Source organism: Litchfieldella rifensis, from assembly GCF_042646605.1.
GTDB classification, from domain to species: Bacteria; Pseudomonadota; Gammaproteobacteria; order Pseudomonadales; family Halomonadaceae; genus Litchfieldella; species Litchfieldella rifensis.
On record NZ_JBHRUG010000048.1, the window covers coordinates 246,364 to 272,032 of the forward strand.

The following is a 25,669-nucleotide window of genomic DNA, read 5'->3' on the forward strand; positions in this document are numbered from 1 at the left end:
CACCGCGGAACCGGTAAGCGCAACAACAACAGTCAAGATCGAGGGTAGTTCGATGAGCCGAATGCAAGCGAGAGACATCAAGACCGCGGAAGAGGCTCGACGTATCGTCGAGGAGCGTGGCTTGAGCCACGTCAAGGTGGGCATGTTCGACATCGACGGCGTGATGCTCGGCAAGTACATGCAGCGTGACAAGTTCTTCTCGGCCCTGGAAGACGGTTTCGCCTTCTGTGACGTCGTATTGGGGTGGGACAGCAAGGATGAACTCTACGACAACGTCAAGTTCACCGGCTGGCATACCGGCTATCCCGATGCGCCGCTGAAGATCGTGCCCGACAGCTGCCGTGATCTGCCCTGTGAAGGCGACATGCTGCTGTTCCTGGCCGAGTTCGCCGGCCCGGCCGGGGAGCTCTGCCCGCGTGGGCTATTGAAGCGTGTGCTGGAACGCGGGCGCACGATGGGCTTCGAGGCCTTCGGCTCCCTGGAGTACGAGTTCTTCCTGTTCCAGGAGACACCGGAGTCGGTACGCGAGAAGGGCTTCCGCAATCTCAAGCCGCTGACGCCGGACATGATGGGTTATTCGATGCTGCGCAGCTCGGTGCACAGCGAGCTCTATCGTGAGTTGCTGGCGCTGGCGGAAACCATGGATTTCCCGATCGAGGGACTGCATACCGAAACCGGACCCGGGGTGATCGAGGCGGCCATCGGCGTGGATAGCGCCCTGGCGGCCGGCGACAAGGGCGCGTTGTTCAAGGTCTTCACCAAGGTCTGGGCCCAACGGCGTGGCCTGATGGCCACCTTCATGGCCAAGTGGTCGCCCGACTACCCCGGCCAAAGTGGGCATATCCACTTGTCGCTGCGGGAGAGCGACAGCGGCAAGTCGGCGTTCTTCGATGCCGAGAAGCCCTACCAGATGAGCGATGTGCAGCGCCACTTCGTGGCCGGTCAGCAGAAGCTGATGCCGGAGTTCCTGGCCATGTTCGCGCCGACCATCAACAGCTACACGCGCTTGATCCCCGGTTTCTGGGCGCCTACCGACGCCACCTGGGGGGTGGAGAACCGTACCACGGCGCTGCGCGTGATCCCGGGCTCGGACAAGTCGCAACGGGTTGAATACCGCCTCGGCAGCGCCGATGCCAACCCTTATCTGGCACTGGCGGCGGCCATCGGTGCCGGCCTTTACGGCATCGAGCACCAACTCGAGCCCGACGAGCAGGTCAAGGGCAATGCCTACGAACTCGACCACCCCGAACACCAGGCCCTGCCGCGCACCCTGTGGGAGGCCGCCCAGCGGCTGAAGGCTTCCGAAGCGGCTCGGGAACTGTTCGGCGATGCCTTCGTCGAGCATTTCGCCGCGACGCGGGAGTGGGAGGAGCGGCAGTTCCGCAAGCACATCACCGACTGGGAGTTGGATCGCTATTTCGAAATCATCTGAGCTACGGGCTACGGGCTACGGGCTACGGGCTACGGGCTACGGGCTACGGGCTACGGGCTACGGGCGGTTTTGGGGTTCGCGGCTCGAGGCTTTACACGATTCGTCGCCGGAAACGAGAGGATCAAGACACTATGACCACACAAAAGACGATTTCCCCGGTCGACGGTTCGCTCTACGTCGAGCGTGAACAGGCCGATGCGGCCCAGGTGGAGGCGACCCTCGAGCGGGCGGTGGCGACGCAACGGAGGTGGCGCGAGGTGTCGCTGGGGGAGCGCGCCAGGTTGTGTTCGGCAATGGTCGATGCCTTTGTCGCCCGCCGTGACGAGTTGGCCGAGGAGCTGACCTGGCAGATGGGCCGGCCGATCGCTGCCGCCGGGGGCGAGGTTGGCGGTTTCGAGGAGCGTGCACGCAGCATGATCGGTCTGGCCGAGCCGGCGCTGGCGCCGATCGAGCTTCCCGACAAGCCGGGCTTTACCCGCTATATCACCCGTGAGTCGCTGGGGGTGTCATTCATCGTCGCACCCTGGAACTTTCCGTTCATGACCGCGGTGAACGCCATCGTGCCGGCGATCATGGCCGGCAATACGGTGATCCTCAAGCACTCGGCCCAGACGCCGTTGTGTGCCGAGCGCATCCAGCAGGCCTTCGACGAGGCCGGGTTGCCGGAAGGCGTCTTCCAGCACCTGCATCTGTCGCACGAGGCCACCGAGGCACTGATCCGTGACGGCCGGATCGACCATGTGTCCTTCACCGGGTCGGTGGCTGGGGGTGCGATGGTCGAGCGCAACGTGGCCGGGCGTTTCATCGCCACCGGCCTCGAGCTGGGGGGCAAGGACCCGGCCTATATTCGTGCCGACGTCGACCTCGACAGTGCCATCGAGGGGGTGCTGGACGGGGCCTTCTTCAACTCCGGCCAGAGCTGCTGCGGCATTGAGCGGATCTACGTGAATCGTGAGATCTTCGAGGCCTTCGTCGAGCGCGCGGTGGCCTGGGTCAAACAGCTCAGGCTCGGCAATCCCACCGATCCCGCGACCACCCTGGGGCCGATGGTCAAACCGACGGCGGCCGATTTCGTGCGTAGCCAGATCGAGGACGCGGTGGCACAGGGGGCCAAGGCCTGGATCGATCCCGGCGATTATCCGCTCTCCATGCCCGGCAGTGCCTATCTGGCACCGCAGATCCTGACGGGCGTCGACCATTCGATGCGGGTCATGCATGAGGAGAGTTTCGGCCCGGTGGTGGGGATCATGCCGGTGGATTCCGACGACGAGGCCGTGCGTCTGATGAACGACAGTGACTTCGGCCTGACCGCGGCGGTCTTCACCCGCGATATCGCCGCCGGCGAGGCCATCGCGCGACGCCTGGAGGCCGGCACGGTATTCACCAATCGCTGCGACTACCTGGACCCCGAGCTGGCCTGGACCGGCGTCAAGCACTCGGGCCGCGGCTGTTCGTTGTCGCGCCTCGGATACGAGACGCTGACGAGGCCCAAATCATTTCATTTGAAGCATGCTTGAAGCCGTAAGCCGTAAGCTAGAGGTCGAATTGGTTTTTCTTACAGCTTCAAGCTTCCGGCTCTGACGAAGAGAGGTCACCATGAGCCAACAAGATATGACTCAGTTCACCACCGGCTGGAACTATCCGGCCCAGATCCTCACCGGTGTCGGGCGCATCCGCGAGTTGCCCGGTGCCTGCAAGGCGCACGGCATGCAAGCGCCGCTACTGGTCACCGATCCGGGGCTGGCGGGATTGCCGATGGTCCGCGACCTGGTCCAGGCCTGCCATGACGAAGGGCTGGATATTGCCGTGTTCAGCGAGATCAAGGGCAACCCCACCGGCAAGAACGTGTTGGATGGCGTAGCGGCCTTTCGTGAGGGCGGCCATGACGGCGTGATCGCCTTCGGCGGTGGCTCGGGGCTGGATGCCGCCAAGGCGGTGGCGCTGATGGCCAACCAACGCCAGGACCTGTCGCTATGGGCGCTGGAGGACGTCGGTGACAACTGGAAGAATGCCGACGCCGAGGCCATCGTGCCCATAGTCGCCGTACCCACCACCGCGGGCACCGGCTCCGAGGTCGGCCGTGCTTCGGTGATCACCGACGAGGTCGAGCACGTCAAGCGCGTCATCTTCCACCCGGGCATGGTGCCGGCCACGGTGATCCTCGATCCCGAGCTGACCACCGGTCTGCCGCCCGCGATCACCGCCGCTACCGGCATGGATGCGTTGTCGCACTGCATGGAAGCCTGGTGTTCGCCGCTCTATCACCCCATGGCCGAGGGCATCGCCGTCGAAGGCATGCGCCGCGTTCGCGACTTCCTGCCGCGCGCCCATGTCGACGGCGGCGACCTCGAGGCACGCATGAACATGCTGGTGGCGTCGATGATGGGCGCGACCGCCTTCCAGCGCGGGCTGGGGGCCATGCACGCCCTGGCGCATCCGCTCGGCGCTCTCTATGACGCCCACCACGGCACGCTCAATGCGGTGTTGATGCCCTATGTGCTGCGTGCCAACGAGTGTGTCATCGGCGAGCCCATGGTCCGTCTGGGACGTTATCTCGACCTGCGCCAGCCCGGTACCGCAGCGGTGATCGACTGGGTGCTGGAGCTGCGCGAACGACTGGGGATTCCGCATACCCTGGCGGAACTCGATATCGACACCCGTCAGGCCGACAAGGTCGGGCAGATGGCGGTGGCGGATCCCTCCTCCGGCACCAACCCCATCGCCTTCGACGCCGGGCAGTACCGCGAGATCTTCGTCAAGGCCGTCGAAGGACACCTCTAAGCGGATGAACGTGGGCCGCGGTTCCGGGCGGCATAAACAGCAAGGAGATTCATCGATGCGTATAGGGCTTCTGCAATGCGATGACGTGGCGCCGGAACTGCGCGATGAGCATGGCAATTACCCCGAGATGTTCCAGCGGCTGTTCACATCGGTGGATCCGACCCTGACGTTTCGCGTATGGCGTTGTCTGGACGGCGAGATTCCCGACGATGTGGACGCCGTGGACGCCTGGGTGACCACCGGTTCCAAGTTCGGTGTCAACGATGGCCTGGCCTGGGTCGACGAGCTGTGTGGCTTCGTGTGCAAGCTGTGGGAGGCCGGCAAGCCGTTGGTCGGCGTGTGCTTCGGCCATCAGGTGATCGCCAAGGCACTGGGCGGCAAGGTGATCAAGAGCCCCCGCGGCTGGGGGGTGGGGATGTCGTTCAACCGGGTCACCGAACATGCCGCGTGGATGGAACCCTGGCAACCGAGCCTGGATCTGCTGGTCAGCCACCAGGACCAGGTGGAGGAACTGCCGCCCCAGAGCCGGGTGCTGGCGGAAAGCGATTTCTGCCCCTTCTACCTGATGCAGGTCGGCGAGCATTTCCTCGGCGTGCAGGGTCACCCGGAGTTTCCCAAACCCTACTCCCGCGACCTGATGCGGCTACGCAGCCACCTGGTGGGCACCGAGCGGGTCGGCGAGGGATTGGCCTCGCTCGACGCCCCGGTCGACGACCACCTGATGGTGCGTTGGATCCTCAACTTCCTGCGCTCGCGACAGCCGCGCTCGGGTTAGCCTGGTGGGAGTGGCCGGGAGTCGTGGTCCGCAACAGCCGTAGCCCATTGGCCACCACCAGCAGGCTGGCGCCCATGTCGGCGAACACCGCCATCCACAGGGTGGCATGGCCGGTGAAGGCCAGGGCCAGGAATACCACCTTGATGCCGATGGCGAAGGCGATGTTCTGGATCAGCACGGAGCGCGTGGCCCGGGACAGTCGCACGAAGGTCGGCAGCTTGCGCAGGTCGTCGTCCATCAGCGCCACGTCGGCGGTTTCGATGGCAGTGTCGCTGCCGGCAGCGCCCATGGCGAAGCCGATATCGGCTCGGGCGAGGGCCGGAGCGTCGTTGATGCCGTCGCCGACCATGCCGATGGTGCCTCGTCTGGCGCGGTCCTCGATGGCTGCCAGCTTGTCCTCGGGGAGTAGCAGCCCCCGGGCTTCATCGATGCCGGCTTCGCGAGAGATAGTGGCAACGCTCGCGGCGTTGTCGCCACTGAGCAATAAGGTCTTCACCCCTAGCTGATGCAGTGCTTCGATGGCCTCGGCGCTGGTCACCTTGAGCGGGTCGGCGACGGTGAACAGGGCCAGGACTCGGTGCTCATCACCCAGGACCACCACGCTGTGCCCTCGGTGCTCCCAGGTCTCGAGTTGGGCTTCCAGATCCGGCGTGCACAGGCCACGCTCCTCCACCAGGCGATGATTGCCGAGCCACAGCGTTCGAGCCTGGATGTCGCCTTGTACGCCACGTCCGGGCAATTCGTGAAAGGCGTCCACCTCGGTCAAGTCGATACCGTCCTGCTCGGCGGCCTCGTGGATCGCCCGAGACACCGGATGGTTGGAGCGCCCGGCCAGGCTTGCAGCCCACTGCCGGAGCCGTGACTCCGTGGCCTCGTCGGCGTCGCTCACCAGCGCTTGCCAATGTCGCTGACGTGGCTGGCCTTGCGTCAGGGTGCCGGTCTTGTCGAACGCTAGCCAGTCCAGGCGATGGCCCTGTTCGAGAAAGCTGCCGCCCTTGATCAGGATGCCGCCACGCGCGGCAGCCGACAGACCGCTGACGATGGTCACCGGGGTCGAGATCACCAGGGCGCAGGGACAGGCGATCACCAGCAGCACCAGCGCGCGGTAGACGCCATCGAGCCAGGCGCCGGCGAAGAGCAGCGGCCACAGCAATGCGGTAGCGATGGCGAGGGCGAATACCGCCGGGGTATAGATGGCGGAGAAACGGTCGACGAAGCGCTGGGTTGGCGCACGGCTGGCCTGGGCCTGTTCCACGGCATGGATGATACGAGCGAGCGTCGTGTCGTTGGCCAGGCGAGAGGTGCGATAGTCGAATTCACCATGGCGATTGATGCTGCCGGCGAAAACCGTATCTCCGGGCGTCTTGTCATGGGGCAGGCTCTCGCCGGTGATCGGCGATTCGTCGAGCGCCGGATGGCCGCGAGTGATTTCCCCATCCAGTGCCACCCGCTCGCCGGCACGTACCCGAACCAGGCTGCCGATGGTGATCTGGTCGGCTTCCATGTCTCGCCACTTGCCGTCGGGTTGCTGTACTCGGGCCTGCTGGGGAGTCAGCGCCAGTAGCTCGCGGATGGCGTGGCGAGCGCGGTCCAGGGAGCGGGCCTCGATACGCTCGGCGAGGGTGAACAATACGATCACCATGGCGGCCTCGGCCCAGTGGCCGATCAGCAGCGCGCCGGTCACCGCCACGCTCATCAGCGCATTGATGTTGAGCGTGCGATGACGCAGCGCCACCATGCCCTTGCGCCAAGTGGGCAGGCCGACCATGGCGATGGCGGACAGGGCCAGCAGCGCCGGTGCCCACGGGGTGGCGAAGTCTCCCCATGCGGCCAGTTCGGCACCCAGGGCGATCAGGGCGGCCAGGATCAGCGGCCACCAGCGCTCGCGCGGCTGCTGGGGGGCTTCGCCTTGGGTGCCCTGAGTATCAAGCGGCTCCGGCGTCATGCCCAGGCGGCGAATGCTGGCCTCGAGTGTCTCGCGGTCGGCCCCTTGGTGATGAACGGTCAGTACCCGTGCCATCAGATCGAAATCCAGGGCGGTGACCCCTTCTTCCTTGCCTAGCGCCTTACGCAGCAATGCTTCCTCGGTGGGGCAATCCATTTCCTGGATGCGTAGGCGCAGGGTGTCGCTACCCGGTGGGGCTGGCGTGGCCTGGCTCACGGTGTTGGCGTGCTTCCCCCCACAGCAGGGATCTGAGACACAGTGTCGAGACATGACGAACTCCTGGTGGCTGCGTGCATGTTCAATGACACACCCTGTAGTCACTACAGGGTCAAGCAGGATCGTCTTTCGGTGAGTGCCTAGAGCCAGTTCTTGTGCTTGAAGTACAGATACGGCGAGATCCCGGCAACGGCCATCAGGCCCAGTGCGAAGGGGTAGCCGAAGGGCCATGAGAGTTCGGGCATGACTTCGAAGTTCATGCCGTAGATGCTGGCGATCATGGTGGGGGGGAGGAAGACCACGGCGGCGATCGAGAAGATCTTGATGATCTGGTTCTGCTGGATGTTGATGAAACCCTGGGTGGAATCCATCAGGAAGTTGATCTTGTCGAACAAGAATGAGGTGTGCGTCATCAGCGTTTCGACGTCGCGCATCACTTCGCGGGCCGTTTCCTGGAGTTCGGGGCTGCTGCGCAGGTGTCGGATCAGGAACAGCATCGAGCGCTGGGTATCCATCAGGCACAGGCGGATCTTGCCGTTGCTGTCCTCGAGCTTCGCCAGTTGGTCGATGGCATCCTCGAGGTCGGAATCTTCCTCTTCCAGCACCAGATGGCTGACGTCCTCGAGTTTGCGATGAATGTCCTCCAGGGTATCGGCGAGGTTCTCCACCTTCTGCTCGAAGATCGTCAGCATCAGCGACTGCACCGAGTCGGTTTCCACCTGGCCGCTGCGTGCACGCAAGCGCAGCAGGCGAAAGTCGGCGATCTCGGCGTCGCGGAAGGTGATCAGCCGCTCGGGCTGCAGGATGAAGGCGACGGTGGTGTTGCCGTGGCGGCCTTCGCTCTGCGACAGGAACAGCGAGTGCACGTGAATGCCGTCGGCATCGACGAAATAGCGCGCCGATGATTCGATCTCCTCCACGTCGTCGGTGGCCGGCAACTCGTCGGCGAGGAAGGCATTGAGCCGCTCGCGCTCATCCTCGTCGGGTTCGTGGGCATCGATCCAGGTGGCATTGGCAAGGCGCTGGGACAGCGGTTGGGCGTCTTTGGTGACTTCTTGAATGGTCCGGCGATTGAGCTGAAAGGTGCGAATCATCGATGTCCCTGACTGGTCGCGTTACGTTTGCACAGATTAGGCGTTTGCGGCCACCAAGCCAACTGCGTTGGCCGGGTTCTCGCCGTGGAACGCTTTGAGATCCTTCCTTGTCCGACAGAAACACCCTATAGTAACTATAAGGTTTGCCGCGGGAGAAGCGCAGCATGAAAATCGGTGAGCTGGCCCGGCGCGTGGGCTGTCAGGTGGAGACCATTCGCTACTACGAACGTGAGGGGCTGTTGCCGATGCCGGCGCGCAGCGCGGCCAACTATCGCCTGTATGGCGAGGCCCACGCCGAGCGACTCGGCTTTATTCGCCACTGCCGGGCGCTGGACATGACCCTCGGCGAGATCCGCTCGCTGCTCGATTACCATGACCACCCCAAGCAACCCTGTCACGAGGCCGATACCCTGATCGACGAGCACCTGGCCCACGTGGAGTCGCGCATCGCCCAGCTACAGGCGCTCAAGCAGGCCCTGGTCAAGCTGCGCGCGAGGTGCAACGGCGAAAGCGCGGCCAGCGACTGCGGCATCCTCAACGAACTCGCCCGCCCACTGAAGAGCGAAGAGTTGCCACCGGTTGAGACTGGCGAAGCCCATGTGGCGGGGACTCACCGTGGGGTGTGAGTCAACACGCTGGGGGGCGTAACGGCAGGCGGCCTCCTCCGGGAGACCCGGAGGAGCCGGCGAGATCACTTGGCGTTGTTGTTGCCGAAGTAGCGGTTGTAGATCTCGTCGTAGGTACCGTTTTCCTTGAGCGTGGCCAGGGCCTCGTTGAACCTCGCGGCCAATTCCTCGTCACGCTGGCGGAAGGCGATGCCGAAGCCGTCGCCGAAGTACTTCTTGGGCTCGGTGATCATCTCGCCGACCACCTTGTAGTTACCCGCTTCGCTGTCGAGCAGGGTGGCCTTGCCGATCGGGAAATCGAGGAACACGATGTCCAGGCGCCCGGCATCCATGTCCAGCACCATGTCGTCGGCGGTGGCGTAGCGGTTGATATCGGCCACGTCGCCGAAGTTGTCGGTCACGTAGTTGTCCTGCAGGGTGCCACGCTGCACGCCGATGGTCTTGCCTTCCAGGGCTTCTGCATTGGGCGTTTCGATATCGCTGTCGGCCGGCGCGAACCAGGCGGACGGCGGCGTGATGTACGGATCCGAGAACAGTACCTGTTCGCGACGCTCGTCGTTGATGGTCATCGACGACATGATCGCGTCGTACTTGCGCGACAGCAGGCCGGGGATGATGCCGTCCCAGCCTTGTACGATCCATTCGCATTCGATGCCCATCTCTGCGCACAGGGCGTTGCCCAGGTCGATGTCGAACCCGGTCAGTTCGCCATCGGGGGTACGGTACTCCATCGGCTCGTAGGGAACGTCGACGCCGAAACGAACTTCCTCGTATTCACGTGCCTGGGAGGTACCGGCCACCAGTGCGGCACCCAGGATCGCGATGGTAAGCAGCTTTTTCATGGTGTGTCTCTCTGTCATTGTATGTATTCACTCAAGGTGAGGACTCGATCACGGTAGCGCAGCTTGGCGTGACTCGAAAGAGGGGAAATCCTTCTGTCAGAGCGATTTCCCAACGCTCGTTTGACGCTCGCCGCTCACTGACTGGCTGGCTTGAGGTGAGCCAGCAGGCGTTTCTCCAGATAACGGAACAGATACAGAATCGCGAACGTCAGACACAGATAGATCGCCGCCACGAACAGGAACGCCTCGAAGGGAGCGTAGTAGCGAGCATAGACGAAGCGTGCCGCCCCGGTGAGGTCCATGATGGTGACCACGCTGGCGATGGCGCTGGCGTGCAGCATGAAGATCACCTCGTTGCCATAGCTCGGCAAGGCGCGACGGAAGGCGCTGGGCAGGATGATGCGGCGCATCATCAGAGCCCGTGACATGCCGTAGGCCCGCGCCGCCTCGATCTCGCCACGCGGCGTGGCCTTGATGGCGCCATGGAAGATCTCGGTGGTATAGGCGGCCGTGTTCAGGGTGAAGGCGATCAGCGCCGGATAGAAGGGCTTCTCGAGGATCAGCCACAGCCAGGTGTCCTGGATCCCTTCGACGAACACCACGCCGTAGTAGATCAGATAGAGCTGGACCAGCAGTGGCGTGCCGCGGAACACATAGGTGTAGAAGAAGATTGGCAGCTTGATCCACTTGCGCTGGGAGCCGCGTCCGATGGCCAGCGGCACCGCCAGCACCAGGCCGATGACCAGCGACAGGAACACCAGTTGCACGGTGGTGGCCAGCCCTCTGCCGTAATAGCTGAGCGTCTGGGCGTTGAAGATAGTGTTGTCGGACAGCAACTCGGTGAGGTTTGCGATCAGTGCTTCCATCAGTGCGACTCCCCGAAACCGACGCTATAGCGTTTCTGCAAGCGGGCGAAACCCCACTCGGAGAACGTGGCGATCAGCAGGTAGATCGCCGCGACGATGATCATGAAGGTGAAGGGCTCACGGGTGGCCTTGGATGCCTCCGAGGCGACGCGCACCATGTCCGACAGCCCGATCACCGAGACCAGGGCGGTGGTCTTGAGCAGCACCATCCAGTTGTTGGACAGCCCCGGCAGGGCATGCCGCATCATCAGCGGGAAGCGGATACGCCGAAAGACCAGCCACTGGCTCATGCCATAGGCGCGGCCGGCCTCGATCTGGCCACTGTCGACCGCCAGGAAGGCGCCGCGGAAGGTCTCGCCCATGTAGGCGCCGAAAATCAGGCCGATGGTGATGACGCCAGCGACGAACTCGTTGACATTGATGAAGATGTCGATGTCGTAGCGGTCGTAGAGCATGTCGGTGAACATGTTGATGCCGATCTGGCCACCGAAGAACATCAGCATCATCAGCACCAGGTCGGGCACGCCGCGAATGATGGTGGTGTAGAGCGTGCCCACCCGATGCAGCAGCCAGTTACGCGACATCTTGGCACTGGCGGTGAGTAGGCCGAGCACGATGGCCAGGATCAGCGACAGGATCGCCAACTCGATGGTGATGAGGGCACCTTCGAGTAGCCGGGGGCCATAACCATGCAGATCTATCATGTGTCTCTCCTTTCCCGGGTCACCCGTCAGTGCTTGGGCGCCAGGAACTGCTTGAGGCGCTCCGAACTGGGGTTGCCGAGCACCTCGGCGGGTGGGCCGGCTTCTTCCACCACGCCCTGATGCAGGTAGATCACCTGGGTGGACACGTCGCGGGCGAAGGACATCTCATGCGTTACCACGATCATGGTGCGACCTTCCTCGGCCAGGTCGCGCATGACCTTGAGCACATCGCCGACCAACTCCGGATCGAGCGCCGAGGTGGGCTCGTCGAACAGCATCACCTCGGGGTCCATGGCCAGGGCACGGGCGATGGCGCCGCGTTGCTGCTGACCGCCGGACATCTGGGCCGGGTAGTAATCGGCGTGGTTGGCCAGGCCGACCCGCTCGAGTAACGCGCGCCCCTTTTCGACCGCGTCCTTCTTCGACTTGCCGAGCACATGGATCGGCGCTTCGATGACATTCTCGAGCAGGGTCATGTGAGCCCACAGGTTGAAGCTCTGGAACACCATCGACAGTTTGGCGCGCATGCTCACGACCTGCTTCCAGTCGGCGGGTTCGCGGCCGTGGCGGGTCTGTTTGAAGCGAATTTCCTCGCCATGCACGATCAGGTCGCCTTCATTGGGCTGTTCGAGCAGGTTCATGCAACGCAGGAAGGTACTCTTGCCGGACCCAGAGGCGCCGATCAGGGTGATGACATCGCCCTTGTGGGCCTGCAGGGAAAGGCCCTTGAGGACCTCGGTGTCGCCGAAGCGCTTCTTGATGTTGCGCACTTCCAGCGGAATGGGCGTATCGGCCATATCGGACTCCAGAGCTTCTTGATGTACCGCCAGGGGTGCTGCAAGCGGTGTTGACGAGCGTGGCGGGCGCGAAAAGGGGGCGATTCTAGCAGGCCAGCCGCGTTTGGGCAGAGCCTGATAGCGATATGGGGGTACGACTTTTGGCTAATCCTGAAAGAGTATAGATCATGGGAAACGCCTATAGCTTGTTGTTATGTTGGATGAATATGCTTTCCATTTGATATCTCGTAGAGCAAGTCGCTGATCAGTGCCCGGTCAGTCCTGTTGCGGTCAACTCGGTGCTGGTGCCGGTGCCACCAGCAAGGCGGCTCGCGCTCCGATCTCTACCTCGGCATTGGGAAACACCACCGCCAGCGGGTGCTCTCCCACGACGAAATCACCGGCCTCGGCATCACGGGCCAGGCAGGTGCCCGGGGCGAATTCGGTGAAGTTCGGCGTATCGTCGGCGAAGCACAGGCTGAAGTCCTCGGCATTACGCATCAGCTCATGTTCGACACGGAAGAATGCCATGCGCGAGAGGTCGGCTCCGGCTGGCTCGCGCCCCTCGATCAGCGCTTCCAACAGAGCGCGCATTGGCCGCAGGGTAGCCAGATCATTGTCGCCGAATGGTGCCACCTTGCCCAATTCCAGGGTGAACGACTGGGCACCATGATAATGCTTGGAATAGTGCGAGAAGGTCCAGCTAGGCCGGTGCTGATGAAGGACCGCCTGGATTCCTGCGGCGGCCAGCCAGCGCCAATGTGCGGCGTCGATAGTCGTTGCCGCAAAGGGCTCGACGGCGAAGCGCGGGTACCGGCTGCTGCGAATCGCCGTGTGCATATCGTAATGCAGGGGTTCCAGGCTCGGATGCCGACCGTAGAAGGCATCCACCGCGGCCATCAACTGCCGGGCACGCTCAGGCTCTTCACCGTCCTCCGCCAGGTCGCGGCGAAACAGCCGATTGAGGTTGGTGGCGATGAAGCGCTGTCCCGCGCGGACGGCGGGGATATTGCCGATCAGCACCAGCACCGGGGCCCCCAGGCGCACCAGCCCCGCTTCGAGGCGCGACAGCAGTTCGCCCAGCAATTCGATGGGGGCGGTCTCATTGCCGTGGATGCCGACCGACAGCACGCAAGCCCGCGCTTGGGAACGTGACGCGGCAGGGATCAGTTCGAGAGTCCCCGGCCCATGGATCCTGTAACGTCCGAAGGGCAGGCGTCCTTCCTGGCCGGCCGGCGAGGGTGCCTGCGCCGGTTCCGCCAGGGTCAGGTCGAGCCAGTGTCCCAACATGTCAGGTTCCATACCGCTTGATATCGGTCGACTCGAAGATCTTGTCGGCACTGGCGGCGACGAAGCCCTGGTAGCACTTGCCTGCGGCATCGGGGTAGCGCTTGGCGAATTCGTAATAGCAGGTGGGGATTTCCTCGACCTGGCCGCCGGCGAAGGTGAAGGGCTGGCGGTCGGCCAGCGTCGAGCCCTGCTCCAGCAATACCTCGGGCGAGCCCTTGATGCGTCCGCCGGAGGCATTGATGCCGAGTCCCAGCGACTCGATCCTGGCCAGCACCTTCTCCACGCTATCGTAGCGCTGGAAGTGGTTGACGCTGATGGTGAAGTGGTTGGCGCGCAGGCCGATGATCGCCAGCCAGGCGGCATATTCGCTCTCGGCCATCAGCGACTGATAGTCCTCGAAGCTGGGGGCCTGCCACAGGCGTCCGGCCCACATCACGTCCGGAGTGGCCACGCGTGCGGGATCGATCTGGTCGATCAGGCCATCGATGATGCCTTGTGCCTCGTGGGAGAGTTCGCTGCACTTCAGTTCGGACAGGAAGACCCGCGGCTGATCGTCGCTCGGGGGTAGGTAACCGTAGGCGCGCAACTTCTTGGCCTTGAACTCGTAGGGTTCGAAACGGGTATAACCCAAGGCCAGCAGATGGGGTTCCAGCGCAGCCAGGGTAATGGGGCCGCGATCGAAGGTGCGAAAGGCGACATGGTCATTGACGATGGTTTCGCCCTCGGCGACGAAGGCGTCGTGAATCCGGCTCGCCTGGGGGGTCATGGCGGTGTAATCGTCCCACAGCCGCGAGAAGAAGGTATGGATATCCATGTGGCGGTGTCTGCCTGCTGGTACTGGGTTGTTGTTGCGTGACCCTTACCTTCCCGGTCACGCTTCCCGACGACAAGAGAGCACGTCGAGCTGATGAAAATGGCCGGTGCGATAATGAAAACCCCAGGGAAACCAGTGATCGTGTCGCTCGCTTTATCTCAAGCATGCCAACGAATCATGCGAAGGGATCTCAGCGAGGCTCCCGGCATCGATAAAATCGTATGCAGGGGTCGAAATCATTCGCTTAACTTGGTCGTGGGCTTCACTAGACTGGGAGATGGTTATCTCACCAAGGTTTCTCGAAACGCTTGTGGAGCGTAAGGAGTGGCAACGATGACCAAGGTACTCGTTCTCTACTATTCCATGTATGGCCATATCGACACCATGGCGCACGCCGTGGCCGAAGGCGTGCGTCAGGTCGATGGCGTGGAGGTCACCGTCAAGCGGGTGCCGGAAACCATGGATCCTGAAGCCTTCGCCAAGGCCGGGGGTAAGCAGGACTACACCACCGAGGAAGCCCGGCCCGCCGAACTCGCCGACTATGACGCCATCATCTTCGGCACGCCGACCCGTTACGGCAACATGACCGGCCAGATGCGCACCTTTCTCGATCAGACCGGCGGCCTCTGGATGAAGGGCGCGTTGCGCGGCAAGGTGGCCAGCGTCTTTACCTCCACCGGAACCGGCGGCGGCAACGAAACAACCATCCTGACCTCCTGGACCACCCTGGCGCATCACGGCATGGTGATCGTGCCCATCGGTTACGGCCTGGAGGCGCAGTTCGACGTCTCCGAGGCCAACGGTGGATCGCCGTATGGGGCGGCGACCATGGCCGGCGCCGATGGCTCTCGCCAACCCACTGAGTACGAACTCAACCTGGCCCGCTTCCAGGGCGAGCATGTGGCGAAGATTGCCGCCAAGCTCAAGGACAACGCTGAATAAGGGCTGGTGCGCTGGCCTGACCCCGAGACGCCCCGCCTGGTTGACCAAGCGGGGCGTCGTCGTTTTGGTGGGAGGATCGTTAGCCCGCGATACGCTCGGCGATGGCGCGGCCCAGGTCCTCGGTGGTGCCCCGACCCTTGAAGTCGGGTGTCAGCACGCTGTCGCTTGCGTCGGCCAGTACGGCTTCGATGGCATCGACGATGGCCTGGCCGGCGTCCTGGTGACCCAGGTGGTCGAGCATCAAGGCGCCGGACCAGATCTGGCCGATGGGGTTGGCGATGCCCTTGCCGGCGATGTCCGGGGCGCTGCCGTGGACCGGTTCGAACAGGCTGGGAAAGGTGCCTTCCGGATTGATATTGGCGGATGGCGCCACGCCGATGGTGCCGGTACAGGCCGGGCCCAGATCGGAGAGGATGTCGCCGAACAGGTTGCTGCCCACCACCACGTCGAACCAGTCGGGATGCAGCACGAAATTCGCGGCTAGGATATCGATATGGTACTGGTCGACCGTGACATCGGGATAACTCGCTGACATGGCTTTCACCCGCTCGTCCCAATACGGCATGGTGATGGAGATGCCGTTGGACTTGGTGGCCGAGGTCAGTTTCTTGCGTGGCCGGCTCTGAGCCAGGTCGAAGGCGTATTTCAGCACCCGATCGATGCCGGTGCGGGTCATCACCGTCTCCTGGATCACCACCTCGCGCTCGGTGCCCTCGAACATCCTGCCGCCGATGCTGGAATACTCGCCTTCGGTGTTCTCGCGCACCACGTAGAAATCGATGTCGCCGGGCACGCGATCGGCTAGCGGGCTCTTGATGCCGGGCATCAGCTTGCAGGGGCGCAGGTTGATGTACTGGTCGAACCGACGGCGAAACTGCAGCAGCGAGCCCCACAGGGAAATGTGGTCGGGTACCTTCTCCGGCCAACCCACCGCGCCATAGAACAGCGCGTCGAAATCCTTGAGCTGGTCGAACCAGTTGTCCGGCAGCATCTGGCCATGCTCGAGATAGTAGTCGCAGTTGCCGAATTCGAAGTGCTGGTATTCCAGGTCGATGTTGAAACGCTTGGCGGCCGCATTCAGGGCGCGCAGCCCTTCGGGCACGACTTCGGTGCCGATGCCGTCACCGGCGATGACGGCGATGCGCTGTGTCATGTCGTTCTCCTTTTGGCTGGCGTGATCGACACCAGTCTAGTCCCTATTATCGATTCGATAATCTGGCTAAAATGAAAACTATTCTTGCGTTCAAGTGGAGAATCGGCAGCCATGACCCAACTCGACGATCTGGCCTTCTTCCAGCGCCTGGCCCAGTGCGGCAGCCTGACGGCCACGGCGCGGGAGTTGGGGCTGTCGCTGTCGGCGGTCAGCAAGCGCCTCAAGCAGCTCGAGGCACGACTGGGTGTGGAGCTGGCGAGTCGCACCACGCGTCGTCTGACGCTGACCGCCGAGGGTGAGCTGTACCTGGCGCGTGGAATGGCGATCCTCGAGGAGCTCGGCGAACTGGAAGAGACCCTGGGTGATAGGCAGGCAGAATTGACCGGGCGGCTGCGGGTCAATGCCACCTTCGGTTTCGGTCGTCGCCATATCGCGCCGCTGCTTTCGCACTTCTGCGCCGAACACCCCCGCCTCGACGGATGGTTGGAGTTGACCAATTTTCCCCTCAACCTCAGCGATCACGGCTTCGATATCGGGATCCGGGTCGGTGAACCCCCCGACTCGCGCCTGGTGGCCAGGCGCATCCTCGCCAATCGGCGACTATTGTGCGCTGCACCGGCCTATCTTGCCGCGATGCCGGCCCTCGAGATGCCTGCCGACCTGGCCGACCATGCATGTCTGGTGCTGCGCGAGAATGATAGCGACTTTGCCGTATGGCGTTTCGAACGTGTCGATGACCCGGAACAGGAACAAGGGGTCAAGATTGGTGGTCGGTTGGCTAGCAATGACGGCGAAGTGATCACGCGCATGGCATTGGATGGACATGGCGTCATGTTGCGCTCGTGGTGGGATGTGCACGAGCATCTGGCCAGCGGCCGGCTGATCGAGTTGTTGCCAGGCTGGCGCGGTGTTTCGGCCGATTTCTATGCCGTGTTCGACCAACGCCGCCATGTGCCGACCCGTGTACGGGCCTTTGTCGGCTATCTTGAGGAGAAAATGGCTGGGCGTGTACCGACGTTGCCATGAAACCAATCGGTCACGGGACTGCCATAGCATCGAGGTCTGTCGATAATGCTTTGCGAGGGGAGAGGATGGCTTGAATATCCTGATGTTCACCAACACCTATCGGCCCATCGTGGGAGGGGTGAGCGAATCCGTGCAGCGACTCAAGAATCGCCTGCAGGAGGAGGGTCATCGTGTGTTGGTGGTAACTCCCAAGATGGCGGGGCGGCCGCGACATGAGACCGATGTCGTGCGTGTGACGGCGGTGCAGCACTTCAATGGCAGTGACTTCTCGCTTCCGGTACCGATCCCCGGTCAGCTATACGAGGCCATCGAAGAGTTCGATCCGGATATCATCCATTCCCATCATCCCTTCCTGCTTGGCGACACAGCCGCACGAGCGGCGGAGACCTATGGCCTGCCGCTGGTGTTCACCCACCACACCCTTTACGAGCATTACACGCATTACGTGCCTGGCGATTCGCCGCGCATGCAGCGATTCGCCGTGGCCCTTGCCACCGAATACACCCATCTGTGCGATGCAGTGATCGCCCCCAGCGAGAGTGTCCGCGACCTGCTGTTGCGACGTGGTGCCAACAAGGCGATCACGGTAGTGCCGAGTGGGGTCGATACCCGCCGCTACGCGCAAGGCAGCGGCAGCACCACAGTGCGTGCCTGGTGCGGGATTCCTCCTCAGGCCTACGTGGTAGGGCATGTTGGCCGCCTGGCGCGGGAAAAGAACCTGCCGTTTCTGGCCGAAGCGGCGACACGATGGCTGGTCGATGTGCCACAGGGCCATTTTCTGGTGGTGGGGGATGGCGATGCCCGCGAGGTCATGCGTGATATCGCAGAGCGGGCAGGGGTCAGCGAGCGCGTCCATTTCACCGGCAAGCTGCAGGGACAGACGCTGATCGACGCCTACCATGCCATGGACACGTTTGCCTTCGCCTCGCACAGCGAGACCCAAGGCATGGTGCTGGTCGAGGCCATGGCGGCTGGGTTGCCGGTCGTGGCCGTCGAGGCCTCCGGCGTACGTGAGGTGATTCGCCACGGCGAGAACGGTCTGTTGCTGCGCGATGACGATGTGGCGGCCATGGCCGCGGCGTTGGCGGAACTCGGCGACGGCTCGCGTCGCGCGGCCATGTGCAAGGCGGCAACGGCAACGGCAGCGGCCTTCGACGAGAGTTGCTGTGCCACACGCTGCCTGGAGGTCTATCGCCAGGCCATCGCCATGGGCGGCCCCTTCAGTCATGCCGATGATGGCACCTGGGAACGGGTGCGCGGCCGCCTTGGCGCGGAGTGGCACATGCTGCTGTATCGTGGCCGGGTACTGCGTTCACTGCTGCAGGACGAACCGAATAGCGACAAGAAAGCCGTCGACGACGCCCTTCGCGATACCTCTCCCAAGTAATCCATCGTTCCCGCAGGGGCATGCGAGGCCGGTCGTTCACTCGCGTCGTTGCAGCCGGCGGTCGCGTCGGCGTCGGTCGGCGTAACGCTTCAATCCGTAGAGCAATGCGATCCCTGCGACGATGCCACCCAGTGACCACATCAGCTCCTGACGATTCTCGGCGGTGATCAGCTCGCCGAACTGGCTACTCAGCAGGGTAATGCCGGCCAGACCGGGCACGATGCCGAGCAGTGAGCCCAGCATGTAATCGCGAAAGCGTATATGGAAGGCGCCAGCCAGCATATTGGTCAGCGTGAAGGGGGCCAGAGGTAGCAGGCTGACCACGGTCATGGTGCGGATACCGCGGCCAGCGAGATAGCGTGATAGCCCGTGGAGGCGCCGGCCGCCATGACGCAGCAGGGCGTCGCGCCCCAGGCGGCGCCCCAACCAGTAGGTGCATACCGAAGCGGCAAGCGTACCCGCCAGGGAATAACCAAAGCCCCACAACGGCCCGAACATCAGCCCGGTCAAGGCGACCAGTACGCTCAGGGGAAACATCACCAGCGAGGTGCCGGTATAGATCGCCATGACAATGGCGATCGCCCAGGCGCTATCCCGCCATGCCACCGAGCCCTGAAGCAAGGGGTAGAGAGTCTGGGCATCGAGCAGATCCTTCGCCGCCAGCCACTGCCACAGCAAGCCGAGGGTGGCCAACACGGCCAGTGCCACGAGGGTGATGGCGAGCGAACGGGACATAGGGGACGGACCTGCGTAGCAGCATGTGGCTACAGCATACGGCAACGCGCCCGACGGCCAAAGCGGGTTCAGGTACGCGAGGAATCGTCGCTGTTGTGGGAGTGGCCGGCCGCGGGGCTGGCAGAGGTCGCTCCCTTAGGCATGCGTGCCAGGGGGTCCTGGCGGAAGTAGCGAGAAAGCAACGCATACAGCTCCGGGTAGGCATCGGTGAGGGTATCCGGTGCACTGAAGAAGTGTTCGCAGCATACCGCATAGCACTCGCCGGGATGACTGGCTGCATAATCATCGATCGGTGTGTCCTCGCCCCGCTCCAGGCGGTTTTGCAGATCGTCCCATACCGCCGTGAAGATGCGGTGCCACTCGCGCGGATCGATGTCGCGCGGCAGCGGCGGGAAGCCGTCGATGTCGCTGGCGTTGCCCATGTCGAGCTTGTGCGCCAGCTCATGGATCAGCACGTTGAAGCCGGTCCAGCCGCCGCTGGCCATCAGGTCGGTGAAGGAGACCACCACCGGTCCTTGATAGGAGGTTTCGCCGGCGCGCTCGTCGACGTATTCGTGCATGACGCCGAATTCGTCCAACTCTTCTACCTGGCGCTGGAAAGAGTCGGGCAGCACCAGGATCTCGTGAATATTGGCGAAGGCGTCCTGATGCTCGTGGTCGCGCCAGTTCAGTGTCAGCAGGCAGGCCTGGGCGGCCAGGGCCAGGCGCGCGGGCAGGTCGAAGTCGGTGGTTTCGGCCAGGTCGGGGTGCAGGGTCAGGCGCTTGGCGTGGGCGAAGTGCCAGGCACGACGCCCCAAGCGTGCTGCCTCGTCGTCATCGAGGGCGGCGAGCAGGGGAATGCGGGCCCGAGCTTCGCGCCAGGCCTCGTCGGGAAAGGGATGGCGGGCCTCGAAGCGTTCGGCCCGCCAGCGGCGCCATTTCTTGATCATGGCCGAGCCTCAGCTCTCATCCTGCCGCCCCCCGGACTTCCACGACCAGTCGCGCCAGCGCAGGTCGAACAAGTCCTGGCGGCGATCCTTGAGATTGGTCACCGAACCCTCGGCGCGCACCACGGTCAGCCGCGTCAGGTCGAGATCCGAGAACATGATCATCTCGGTGTTGGGGGTGGTCTCGGAGAGCACGGCGTCATGCGGGAAGGCGAAGTCCGAGGGCGAGAACACCGACGACTGGGCGTACTGGATGTCGAGGTTCCGGATCGACGGCACGTTGCCGACGCTGCCGCACAGCACCACGTAGCACTCGTTCTCGATGGCACGGGCCTGGGCGCAGTGGCGCACCCGCAGGTAGCCGTTCTTGGTATCGGTCCAGAACGGCACGAACAGGATGTCCATGTCCTGGTCGGCGAGCAGTCGCGAGAGTTCGGGAAACTCCACGTCGTAGCAGATCTGGATGCCCACCCGGCCGGCGTCGGTCTCGAACACGCGCAGTTCGTCGCCACCTTCGATCACCCAGTCACGGCGCTCCTGGGGGGTGATGTGCAGCTTGGCCTGGGATTCCAGGGTGCCGTCGCGATGGCATAGGTAAGAGACGTTGTAGAGGCGGTCGTCCTCGCCGACTTCGATCATCGAGCCGGCGACGATATTGATGTTGTAGGACACCGCCATGCGCGACAGCTCGGTCTTGAACTGCTCGGTGAAGCCGGCCAGGAAGCGTACCGCGGCCATCTGGTCCTGCTGGGCGGCACGATCCTGCAGGCCCATCAGGGCGGCGTTGAACAACTCCGGGAATACCGCGAAATCGCTCTGGTAACCGGACAGCGCATCGACGAAGTACTCGACCTGTTGCAATACCGACTCCACCGAGGCGAACTCGCGCATCTGCCACTGCACGGCCCCCACCCGTACCTGGGTCTTGCGCGTCTCCAGCACCCGCTCGGCCGGCTCGTAGAGGATGTTGTTCCACTCCAGCAGGGTGGCGAAACCCTGGGACTTCTCGTCTTCCGGCAGATACTTGCGTAGCAGGCGCTTGACCAGGAAGTCGTTGGCCAGTTGGAACGACAGGATCGGGTCGTGGATTTCCTTGCGCGCCACCTTGTCGATGTACTCGGTGGGCGAGAGCTCGTCGGCATAATGGTGGTAGTTGGGGATACGTCCGCCGGCGAGGATCGCGCGCAGGTTCATCGAGCGGCACAGCTCCTTGCGCGCCTCGTACAATCGCCGCCCCAGGCGGTAGCCGCGGTAGGCCGGGTCGATCAGCACGTCGAGCCCATACATGGCATCGCCGTCCGGGTCGTTGAGGATGGTCTCGCGCTTGCCGATCAGGTCGTCGTACCTGTGCGGGTTGGAGAACTCGTCGTAGTCGACCAGCGCGGTCAGGGCCACGCCGACGATGATTTCGTCGTCCTCGATCACGATCTGGCCGTCGGGAAACTCGCTGATCAGCTTGTCGATGGTGAATTTCGGCCAGGCACCACCGATGTCGTCGTAGACCCGGTCCATCAGCGTCTTGAGCTGTGGATAGTCATCCGGAGTCAAGTTGCGCAGGTTGAGATGCAGTTCGTCGAGGGACATGGGGCGTGTTCCTGAGCGAGGGGTGTGATCGAGAATGCTGACACATTCTAACATGACCGCCGAAGGCGCTTTGAGGGCCGGGAACGACTCTCCATCGTCATCATGTCATCACACGATGGACATATGCGACGGTGACGATAAAACCGAGACAACGGCGCCTGAATGACTACGCTTGAGGAAAGCAGGGATGATCGATATGCCGCATTCAAATGATGCGATTGGCGAGTGCAATCGATACCAGGCAAGTCATGACCGATAACAACAATCAGCGTATTCGTCTGGACACCGTGAGCAAGACTTGGGGCGGTGCGCCGGCCGTGGACCGTGTGTCCTTCGACGTCGCGCCCGGCGAGTTCGTGATCCTGCTGGGGCCGTCCGGCTGTGGTAAATCCACCACGCTGCGCATGATCGCCGGTCTAGAGCAGGTCTCCGCAGGACGCATCCATATCGGCGAACACGATGTAACCGTGCTGCCGCCAGGCGAGCGCCACATCAGCATGGTGTTCCAGTCCTATGCGCTCTTCCCGCACCTGAGTGTCGCCGACAATATCGTCTTTGGCCTGCGCAGCCGCAAGGTCCCCAAGCCCGAACGCCTCGAGCATCTCGACAAGGTGGCGCGGCTGGTCGGCCTCGAAACCTACCTGGATCGCAAGCCGGCACAGCTTTCCGGCGGCCAGCGCCAGCGAGTGGCGCTGGCGCGGGCGATCATCTCCGAGCATCCGATCTGCCTGATGGACGAGCCGCTGTCCAACCTGGATGCCCGGCTACGTGGCGAGATGCGGCGCGAGATCAAGGCGCTTCAGCGGCGCCTGGGCATGACGGTGATCTACGTCACTCACGACCAGGTCGAGGCCATGAGCATGGGCGACCGCGTGCTCCTGATACAGGACGGACGCATCGTGCAGGATGGTACGCCCAGTGAACTCTACAACCGTCCGGCCTCGGCGTTCGCGGCGAGTTTCATCGGTAGCCCGGCCATGAATCTGGTGCCGCTTGCCGCCGGTCGCGATGGCGCCGTCATCGATGGTGAACCGCGTTGCTCCATTGCCCCGCATGAGGCCACCGGCTGCCAACTGGGCATTCGGCCCGAGGATATCCACGTACAGCCTGTCGACGCATCCGGTGTGCCGGCCGAAGTGCTCGATGAGGAATATCTGGGCGCCGATACCATCGTCCGGCTGCGAGCCGGTACCCAGGAGTTGCGCGCGCGTCTACCCGGCGTGACGTCCTTGGGCAGCCACACGGCCTGTCGCTTGCAATGGGCACCATCGGCGGCGCATTTCTTCGCCACCGAGGATGGCCAGCGTCTGGACCTCCAAGGCTACGATTTCGCGGCCACCGCGGGCTGCGATACACAGGAAAACGAGGCCCGCTCCTCGACCGCCCACTACGGTACCAACCCTCCAGGAGTGAACTCATGAGCTCACGTCTTCCCCGCCCACTAAGCTGCCTGGCCGCTGCTGGCCTGCTGGTCGCCGGTCAGGCATCCGCCCAAGATCAGGTCGAATTGACAATGTACTATCCGGTGGCTGTCGGCGGTGCCTTGACCGAGGTGATCGATGGCCTGGTCGCCGACTTCGAGGCCGAACATCCGGATATCGCGGTGGATGCCATCTATGCCGGCAACTACGACGATACCCGGGTGCGTGCGATGTCGGCCATCGAGGCCGGCGACATCCCGCAACTCTCGGTGATGTTCTCGATCGACCTCTATGAGCTCATCGAGCAGGATGTCATCGTTCCTTTCGACGATCTCGTACAGAGCGACGAGGAGCGCGAATGGCTCGACAGTTTCTATCCGGCATTGATGGAAAACGGCCGGCTCGACGGCAATACTTATGGCATTCCCTTCCAGCGCTCGACCATCGTCTTCTACTGGAACAAGGATGCCTTCGAGGCGGCGGGGCTCGATCCCGACCGTCCACCGGAAACCTGGGAGGAGATGGCCGAGATGGGCGCTGCCATTCGCGAGGCCAGTGGCGGTGAGCAGTGGGGCGTGATGGTGCCTTCCACCGGCTATCCCTACTGGATGTTCCAGGCCTTCACCTTCCAGAACGGCCACCGGCTGATGAGCGACGATGGCACCGAGGTCTATTTCGACGACCCGGCGGCCATCGAGGCGCTGGAGTATTGGGTATCGCTGGCCGACGAGCACCAGGCGATGCCGGACGGGACCATCGAATGGGGCACCCTGCGCCAGAACTTCATCGAGCAGTCCACGGCCATGATGTGGCACAGCACCGGTAACCTTACTGCGGTACGTAACGAGGCGAACTTCGACTTCGGCGTCGCCATGCTGCCGATGAAGACCCAGCGTGGCAGCCCCACCGGCGGCGGCAACTTCTATCTCTTCAAGGGTACCAGCGACGAGGAACAGCGTGCCGCGATGACCTTCATCCGCTGGATGACGGCACCGGAGCGCGCCGCCACCTGGTCGATCGAGACCGGCTACATGGGCGTGAGCCCGGCCGCCTACGAGACCGAGGCGCTGAGCAATTACGTCGAGGAATTCCCACCGGCGGCGGTGGCTCGCGACCAACTCGAGCACGCCACCGCCGAGCTTGCCACCTACCAGGGCGGCCGGGTGCGCCGTGCGCTCGACAATGCCGTGCAGGCGGCGCTGACCGGCCAGATGTCGCCCGAAGAAGCGCTACAGCAGGCGCAGGCCGAGGCCGATGCAGCCCTGCGCCGTTATGCACGCTGACGCTGAGTTCTAGCGCAGCATAATCAGGGCGTCGGGGGCAAGGGCGGCGAGGAGGTCATTTGCCATGGATGGCAAATGTAGCGTCCAGGGAAGGATTCACAGCGCCTCCTCAAAGCCCTTGGCCCCCGGGTCAGCCCCTATACGGGAAGGGACATGGTGATCCAGACTTCCGATCGGCGCATGCAGGTCTACGGCGCACTGCTGCTGCTGCCGGCGGCGGTGCTGCTGGGCACCTTCGCCTACCTGCCGACCGTTGCCACCCTGATCAACAGCCTGTTCATGCCCGGCTTTCGCGGTTCGCCCCCGGAATTCGTCGGGTTCGAGAACTACGCGCTACTGATCGAGGATCGCACCTTCTGGCAGGTGGCACGCAACAATCTGCTCTACGCACTGGGTACCATCCCCACTGCGATCGCCCTGGCGCTGGGCATGGCGTTGTTCGTCAACAGGCGGCTACCGGGGCGCGGTCTGGTGCGCATGGCTTACTTCACGCCGACCATCCTGCCGATGATCGCTGCGGCCAACATCTGGATGTTCTTCTACGCGCCGCAGATCGGCCTGTTCAACAAGCTGCTGGGGGCGCTGGGCATTGCCGGCCCCAACTGGCTGGGCGATCCCGGTATGGCGCTGACCTCGGTGATCGTGATGACGGTATGGAAGGAGGCCGGTTTCTTCATGATCTTCTACCTGGCGGCGTTGCAGAGCATTCCGCCGGAGCTCGAGGAAGCCGCCGACCTGGAGGGCACCAGTCGTTGGAGCTTCTTCTGGCGGGTGACCTTCCCGCTGCTGATGCCTACCACGCTATTCGTGCTGATCAATGCACTGATCAACGCGGTTCGAGTGGTCGACCATCTGTTCATCCTCACCAAGGGCGGGCCCAACAACGCCACCAACCTGTTGCTTTACTACGTCTACGAGAATGCCTTCTCGTTCTTCGATCAGACTTATGCCGCCACCATCACCGTGGTGATCCTGTTGGTGCTTGCCGTGGTGGCGACACTCAAGTTCCGCGTGCTCGACCCCCGCACGCACTACCAGTGATGACCGCGAG

23 protein-coding genes are annotated in these 25,669 nt (G+C 63.2%); 11 read left to right on the forward strand and 12 right to left on the reverse strand.

Translation table 11 applies throughout. The features are described from left to right. The first annotated feature begins 52 nt into the window (after positions 1–52). The 4 genes from ACFOEV_RS20855 (at position 53) to ACFOEV_RS20870 (ending at position 4,988) form a co-directional block, all read left to right on the forward strand. The gene (locus ACFOEV_RS20855) at positions 53–1,432 is read left to right on the forward strand and encodes a glutamine synthetase family protein (RefSeq protein WP_386776820.1); all 1,380 of its coding nucleotides are present in this window, start codon (positions 53–55) and stop codon (positions 1,430–1,432) included. A gap of 131 nt (positions 1,433–1,563) precedes the next feature. Then, positions 1,564–2,949, forward strand: a complete 1,386-nt coding sequence (locus ACFOEV_RS20860) for an aldehyde dehydrogenase family protein (protein WP_386776821.1) — start codon at positions 1,564–1,566, stop codon at positions 2,947–2,949. Between the two features lie 79 nt (positions 2,950–3,028). Next, entirely contained in the window at positions 3,029–4,213 is a 1,185-nt protein-coding gene (locus tag ACFOEV_RS20865) for an iron-containing alcohol dehydrogenase (RefSeq protein ID WP_386776822.1), read from the forward strand. Positions 4,214–4,268: 55 nt separating this feature from the next. After that, a complete protein-coding gene (locus tag ACFOEV_RS20870) occupies positions 4,269–4,988 on the forward strand; it encodes a glutamine amidotransferase-related protein (protein WP_386776823.1) in 720 nt (239 codons plus the stop codon). Here the strand turns inward: ACFOEV_RS20870 and ACFOEV_RS20875 are convergent. Both ACFOEV_RS20875 and corA read right to left on the reverse strand, forming a co-directional pair. After that, complete coding sequence (locus ACFOEV_RS20875; protein ID WP_386776824.1) at positions 4,951–7,203, reverse strand: heavy metal translocating P-type ATPase; 2,253 nt, start codon at positions 7,201–7,203, stop codon at positions 4,951–4,953. The two genes, ACFOEV_RS20870 and ACFOEV_RS20875, sit on opposite strands and share 38 nt — an antisense overlap. A gap of 86 nt (positions 7,204–7,289) precedes the next feature. Further along, complete coding sequence (corA, locus tag ACFOEV_RS20880; protein ID WP_386776825.1) at positions 7,290–8,243, reverse strand: magnesium/cobalt transporter CorA; 954 nt, start codon at positions 8,241–8,243, stop codon at positions 7,290–7,292. Between the two features lie 164 nt (positions 8,244–8,407). On the opposite strand from corA, the gene cadR reads away from it, so the two are divergent. Then, positions 8,408–8,869, forward strand: a complete 462-nt coding sequence (cadR, locus tag ACFOEV_RS20885; RefSeq protein ID WP_386776826.1) for a Cd(II)/Pb(II)-responsive transcriptional regulator — start codon at positions 8,408–8,410, stop codon at positions 8,867–8,869. A 65-nt stretch (positions 8,870–8,934) separates the two neighbouring features. Here cadR and ACFOEV_RS20890 read toward each other — a convergent pair whose 3' ends face one another. The 6 genes from ACFOEV_RS20890 to ACFOEV_RS20915 form a co-directional block, all read right to left on the reverse strand. Further along, complete coding sequence (locus ACFOEV_RS20890) at positions 8,935–9,711, reverse strand: ABC transporter substrate-binding protein (RefSeq protein ID WP_386776827.1); 777 nt, start codon at positions 9,709–9,711, stop codon at positions 8,935–8,937. A 134-nt stretch (positions 9,712–9,845) separates the two neighbouring features. Next, positions 9,846–10,577: an ABC transporter permease gene (locus tag ACFOEV_RS20895; protein ID WP_386776828.1), complete on the reverse strand. Its 732-nt coding sequence runs from the start codon at positions 10,575–10,577 to the stop codon at positions 9,846–9,848. Beyond that, positions 10,577–11,281 (reverse strand): ABC transporter permease, encoded by a 705-nt coding sequence (locus ACFOEV_RS20900; protein WP_386776829.1) that lies wholly within the window; start codon positions 11,279–11,281, stop codon positions 10,577–10,579. The genes ACFOEV_RS20895 and ACFOEV_RS20900 overlap by 1 nt, the downstream gene beginning before the upstream one ends. 26 nt (positions 11,282–11,307) lie before the next feature. Next, positions 11,308–12,078, reverse strand: a complete 771-nt coding sequence (locus ACFOEV_RS20905) for an ABC transporter ATP-binding protein (RefSeq protein ID WP_386776830.1) — start codon at positions 12,076–12,078, stop codon at positions 11,308–11,310. 270 nt (positions 12,079–12,348) lie between these two features. Then, complete coding sequence (locus ACFOEV_RS20910) at positions 12,349–13,347, reverse strand: succinylglutamate desuccinylase (RefSeq protein WP_386776831.1); 999 nt, start codon at positions 13,345–13,347, stop codon at positions 12,349–12,351. 1 nt (position 13,348) lies between these two features. Next, a complete protein-coding gene (locus ACFOEV_RS20915) occupies positions 13,349–14,161 on the reverse strand; it encodes a DUF1338 domain-containing protein (protein WP_386776832.1) in 813 nt (270 codons plus the stop codon). Between the two features lie 333 nt (positions 14,162–14,494). Here ACFOEV_RS20915 and wrbA point away from each other — a divergent pair, with 333 nt between their 5' ends. Then, positions 14,495–15,103: an NAD(P)H:quinone oxidoreductase gene (wrbA, locus tag ACFOEV_RS20920; protein ID WP_386776833.1), complete on the forward strand. Its 609-nt coding sequence runs from the start codon at positions 14,495–14,497 to the stop codon at positions 15,101–15,103. Between the two features lie 79 nt (positions 15,104–15,182). Here wrbA and ACFOEV_RS20925 read toward each other — a convergent pair whose 3' ends face one another. Further along, complete coding sequence (locus tag ACFOEV_RS20925; protein ID WP_386776834.1) at positions 15,183–16,256, reverse strand: tartrate dehydrogenase; 1,074 nt, start codon at positions 16,254–16,256, stop codon at positions 15,183–15,185. Positions 16,257–16,367: 111 nt separating this feature from the next. Between ACFOEV_RS20925 and ACFOEV_RS20930 the strand changes: the two genes are divergently transcribed. Next, a complete protein-coding gene (locus ACFOEV_RS20930) occupies positions 16,368–17,282 on the forward strand; it encodes a LysR family transcriptional regulator (RefSeq protein ID WP_386776835.1) in 915 nt (304 codons plus the stop codon). 70 nt (positions 17,283–17,352) lie between these two features. Next, positions 17,353–18,669 carry a glycosyltransferase gene (locus ACFOEV_RS20935; RefSeq protein WP_386776836.1) on the forward strand — a complete coding sequence of 439 codons (1,317 nt, stop codon included), beginning with the start codon at positions 17,353–17,355 and terminating at the stop codon, positions 18,667–18,669. A gap of 36 nt (positions 18,670–18,705) precedes the next feature. Here the strand turns inward: ACFOEV_RS20935 and ACFOEV_RS20940 are convergent, their stop codons facing one another. From ACFOEV_RS20940 to ACFOEV_RS20950, 3 genes are all read right to left on the reverse strand, one after another. Further along, positions 18,706–19,404 (reverse strand): TVP38/TMEM64 family protein, encoded by a 699-nt coding sequence (locus ACFOEV_RS20940; protein ID WP_386776837.1) that lies wholly within the window; start codon positions 19,402–19,404, stop codon positions 18,706–18,708. 68 nt (positions 19,405–19,472) lie between these two features. Beyond that, positions 19,473–20,333: a M90 family metallopeptidase gene (locus ACFOEV_RS20945; RefSeq protein WP_386776838.1), complete on the reverse strand. Its 861-nt coding sequence runs from the start codon at positions 20,331–20,333 to the stop codon at positions 19,473–19,475. A gap of 9 nt (positions 20,334–20,342) precedes the next feature. Continuing rightward, positions 20,343–21,914, reverse strand: coding sequence for a GNAT family N-acetyltransferase (locus ACFOEV_RS20950; RefSeq protein ID WP_386776839.1), 1,572 nt, complete (start codon positions 21,912–21,914; stop codon positions 20,343–20,345). A 248-nt stretch (positions 21,915–22,162) separates the two neighbouring features. Between ACFOEV_RS20950 and ACFOEV_RS20955 the strand changes: the two genes are divergently transcribed. From ACFOEV_RS20955 to ACFOEV_RS20965, 3 genes are all read left to right on the forward strand, one after another. Next, a complete protein-coding gene (locus tag ACFOEV_RS20955; RefSeq protein WP_386776840.1) occupies positions 22,163–23,335 on the forward strand; it encodes an ABC transporter ATP-binding protein in 1,173 nt (390 codons plus the stop codon). Next, positions 23,332–24,618: an ABC transporter substrate-binding protein gene (locus tag ACFOEV_RS20960; protein WP_386776841.1), complete on the forward strand. Its 1,287-nt coding sequence runs from the start codon at positions 23,332–23,334 to the stop codon at positions 24,616–24,618. The genes ACFOEV_RS20955 and ACFOEV_RS20960 overlap by 4 nt, the downstream gene beginning before the upstream one ends. 153 nt (positions 24,619–24,771) lie before the next feature. Continuing rightward, entirely contained in the window at positions 24,772–25,659 is an 888-nt protein-coding gene (locus ACFOEV_RS20965; RefSeq protein WP_386776842.1) for a carbohydrate ABC transporter permease, read from the forward strand. Positions 25,660–25,669: the final 10 nt, after the last annotated feature.

Bases quoted from the DNA above. Each gene is read 5' to 3' on its own strand.
- wrbA (WP_386776833.1), top strand. From the start codon at position 14,495: ATGACCAAGGTACTCGTTCTCTACTATTCCATGTATGGCCATATCGAC.
- ACFOEV_RS20910 (WP_386776831.1), bottom strand. From the start codon at position 13,347: ATGTTGGGACACTGGCTCGACCTGACCCTGGCGGAACCGGCGCAGGCA.
- ACFOEV_RS20915 (WP_386776832.1), bottom strand. From the start codon at position 14,161: ATGGATATCCATACCTTCTTCTCGCGGCTGTGGGACGATTACACCGCC.
- ACFOEV_RS20950 (WP_386776839.1), bottom strand. From the start codon at position 21,914: ATGTCCCTCGACGAACTGCATCTCAACCTGCGCAACTTGACTCCGGAT.
- corA (WP_386776825.1), bottom strand. From the start codon at position 8,243: ATGATTCGCACCTTTCAGCTCAATCGCCGGACCATTCAAGAAGTCACC.
- ACFOEV_RS20905 (WP_386776830.1), bottom strand. From the start codon at position 12,078: ATGGCCGATACGCCCATTCCGCTGGAAGTGCGCAACATCAAGAAGCGC.
- ACFOEV_RS20960 (WP_386776841.1), top strand. From the start codon at position 23,332: ATGAGCTCACGTCTTCCCCGCCCACTAAGCTGCCTGGCCGCTGCTGGC.
- ACFOEV_RS20860 (WP_386776821.1), top strand. From the start codon at position 1,564: ATGACCACACAAAAGACGATTTCCCCGGTCGACGGTTCGCTCTACGTC.
- ACFOEV_RS20945 (WP_386776838.1), bottom strand. From the start codon at position 20,333: ATGATCAAGAAATGGCGCCGCTGGCGGGCCGAACGCTTCGAGGCCCGC.
- ACFOEV_RS20865 (WP_386776822.1), top strand. From the start codon at position 3,029: ATGAGCCAACAAGATATGACTCAGTTCACCACCGGCTGGAACTATCCG.
- ACFOEV_RS20875 (WP_386776824.1), bottom strand. From the start codon at position 7,203: ATGTCTCGACACTGTGTCTCAGATCCCTGCTGTGGGGGGAAGCACGCC.
- ACFOEV_RS20940 (WP_386776837.1), bottom strand. From the start codon at position 19,404: ATGTCCCGTTCGCTCGCCATCACCCTCGTGGCACTGGCCGTGTTGGCC.
- ACFOEV_RS20965 (WP_386776842.1), top strand. From the start codon at position 24,772: ATGGTGATCCAGACTTCCGATCGGCGCATGCAGGTCTACGGCGCACTG.
- ACFOEV_RS20900 (WP_386776829.1), bottom strand. From the start codon at position 11,281: ATGATAGATCTGCATGGTTATGGCCCCCGGCTACTCGAAGGTGCCCTC.
- ACFOEV_RS20870 (WP_386776823.1), top strand. From the start codon at position 4,269: ATGCGTATAGGGCTTCTGCAATGCGATGACGTGGCGCCGGAACTGCGC.
- ACFOEV_RS20955 (WP_386776840.1), top strand. From the start codon at position 22,163: ATGACCGATAACAACAATCAGCGTATTCGTCTGGACACCGTGAGCAAG.
- cadR (WP_386776826.1), top strand. From the start codon at position 8,408: ATGAAAATCGGTGAGCTGGCCCGGCGCGTGGGCTGTCAGGTGGAGACC.
- ACFOEV_RS20890 (WP_386776827.1), bottom strand. From the start codon at position 9,711: ATGAAAAAGCTGCTTACCATCGCGATCCTGGGTGCCGCACTGGTGGCC.
- ACFOEV_RS20930 (WP_386776835.1), top strand. From the start codon at position 16,368: ATGACCCAACTCGACGATCTGGCCTTCTTCCAGCGCCTGGCCCAGTGC.
- ACFOEV_RS20855 (WP_386776820.1), top strand. From the start codon at position 53: ATGAGCCGAATGCAAGCGAGAGACATCAAGACCGCGGAAGAGGCTCGA.
- ACFOEV_RS20925 (WP_386776834.1), bottom strand. From the start codon at position 16,256: ATGACACAGCGCATCGCCGTCATCGCCGGTGACGGCATCGGCACCGAA.
- ACFOEV_RS20895 (WP_386776828.1), bottom strand. From the start codon at position 10,577: ATGGAAGCACTGATCGCAAACCTCACCGAGTTGCTGTCCGACAACACT.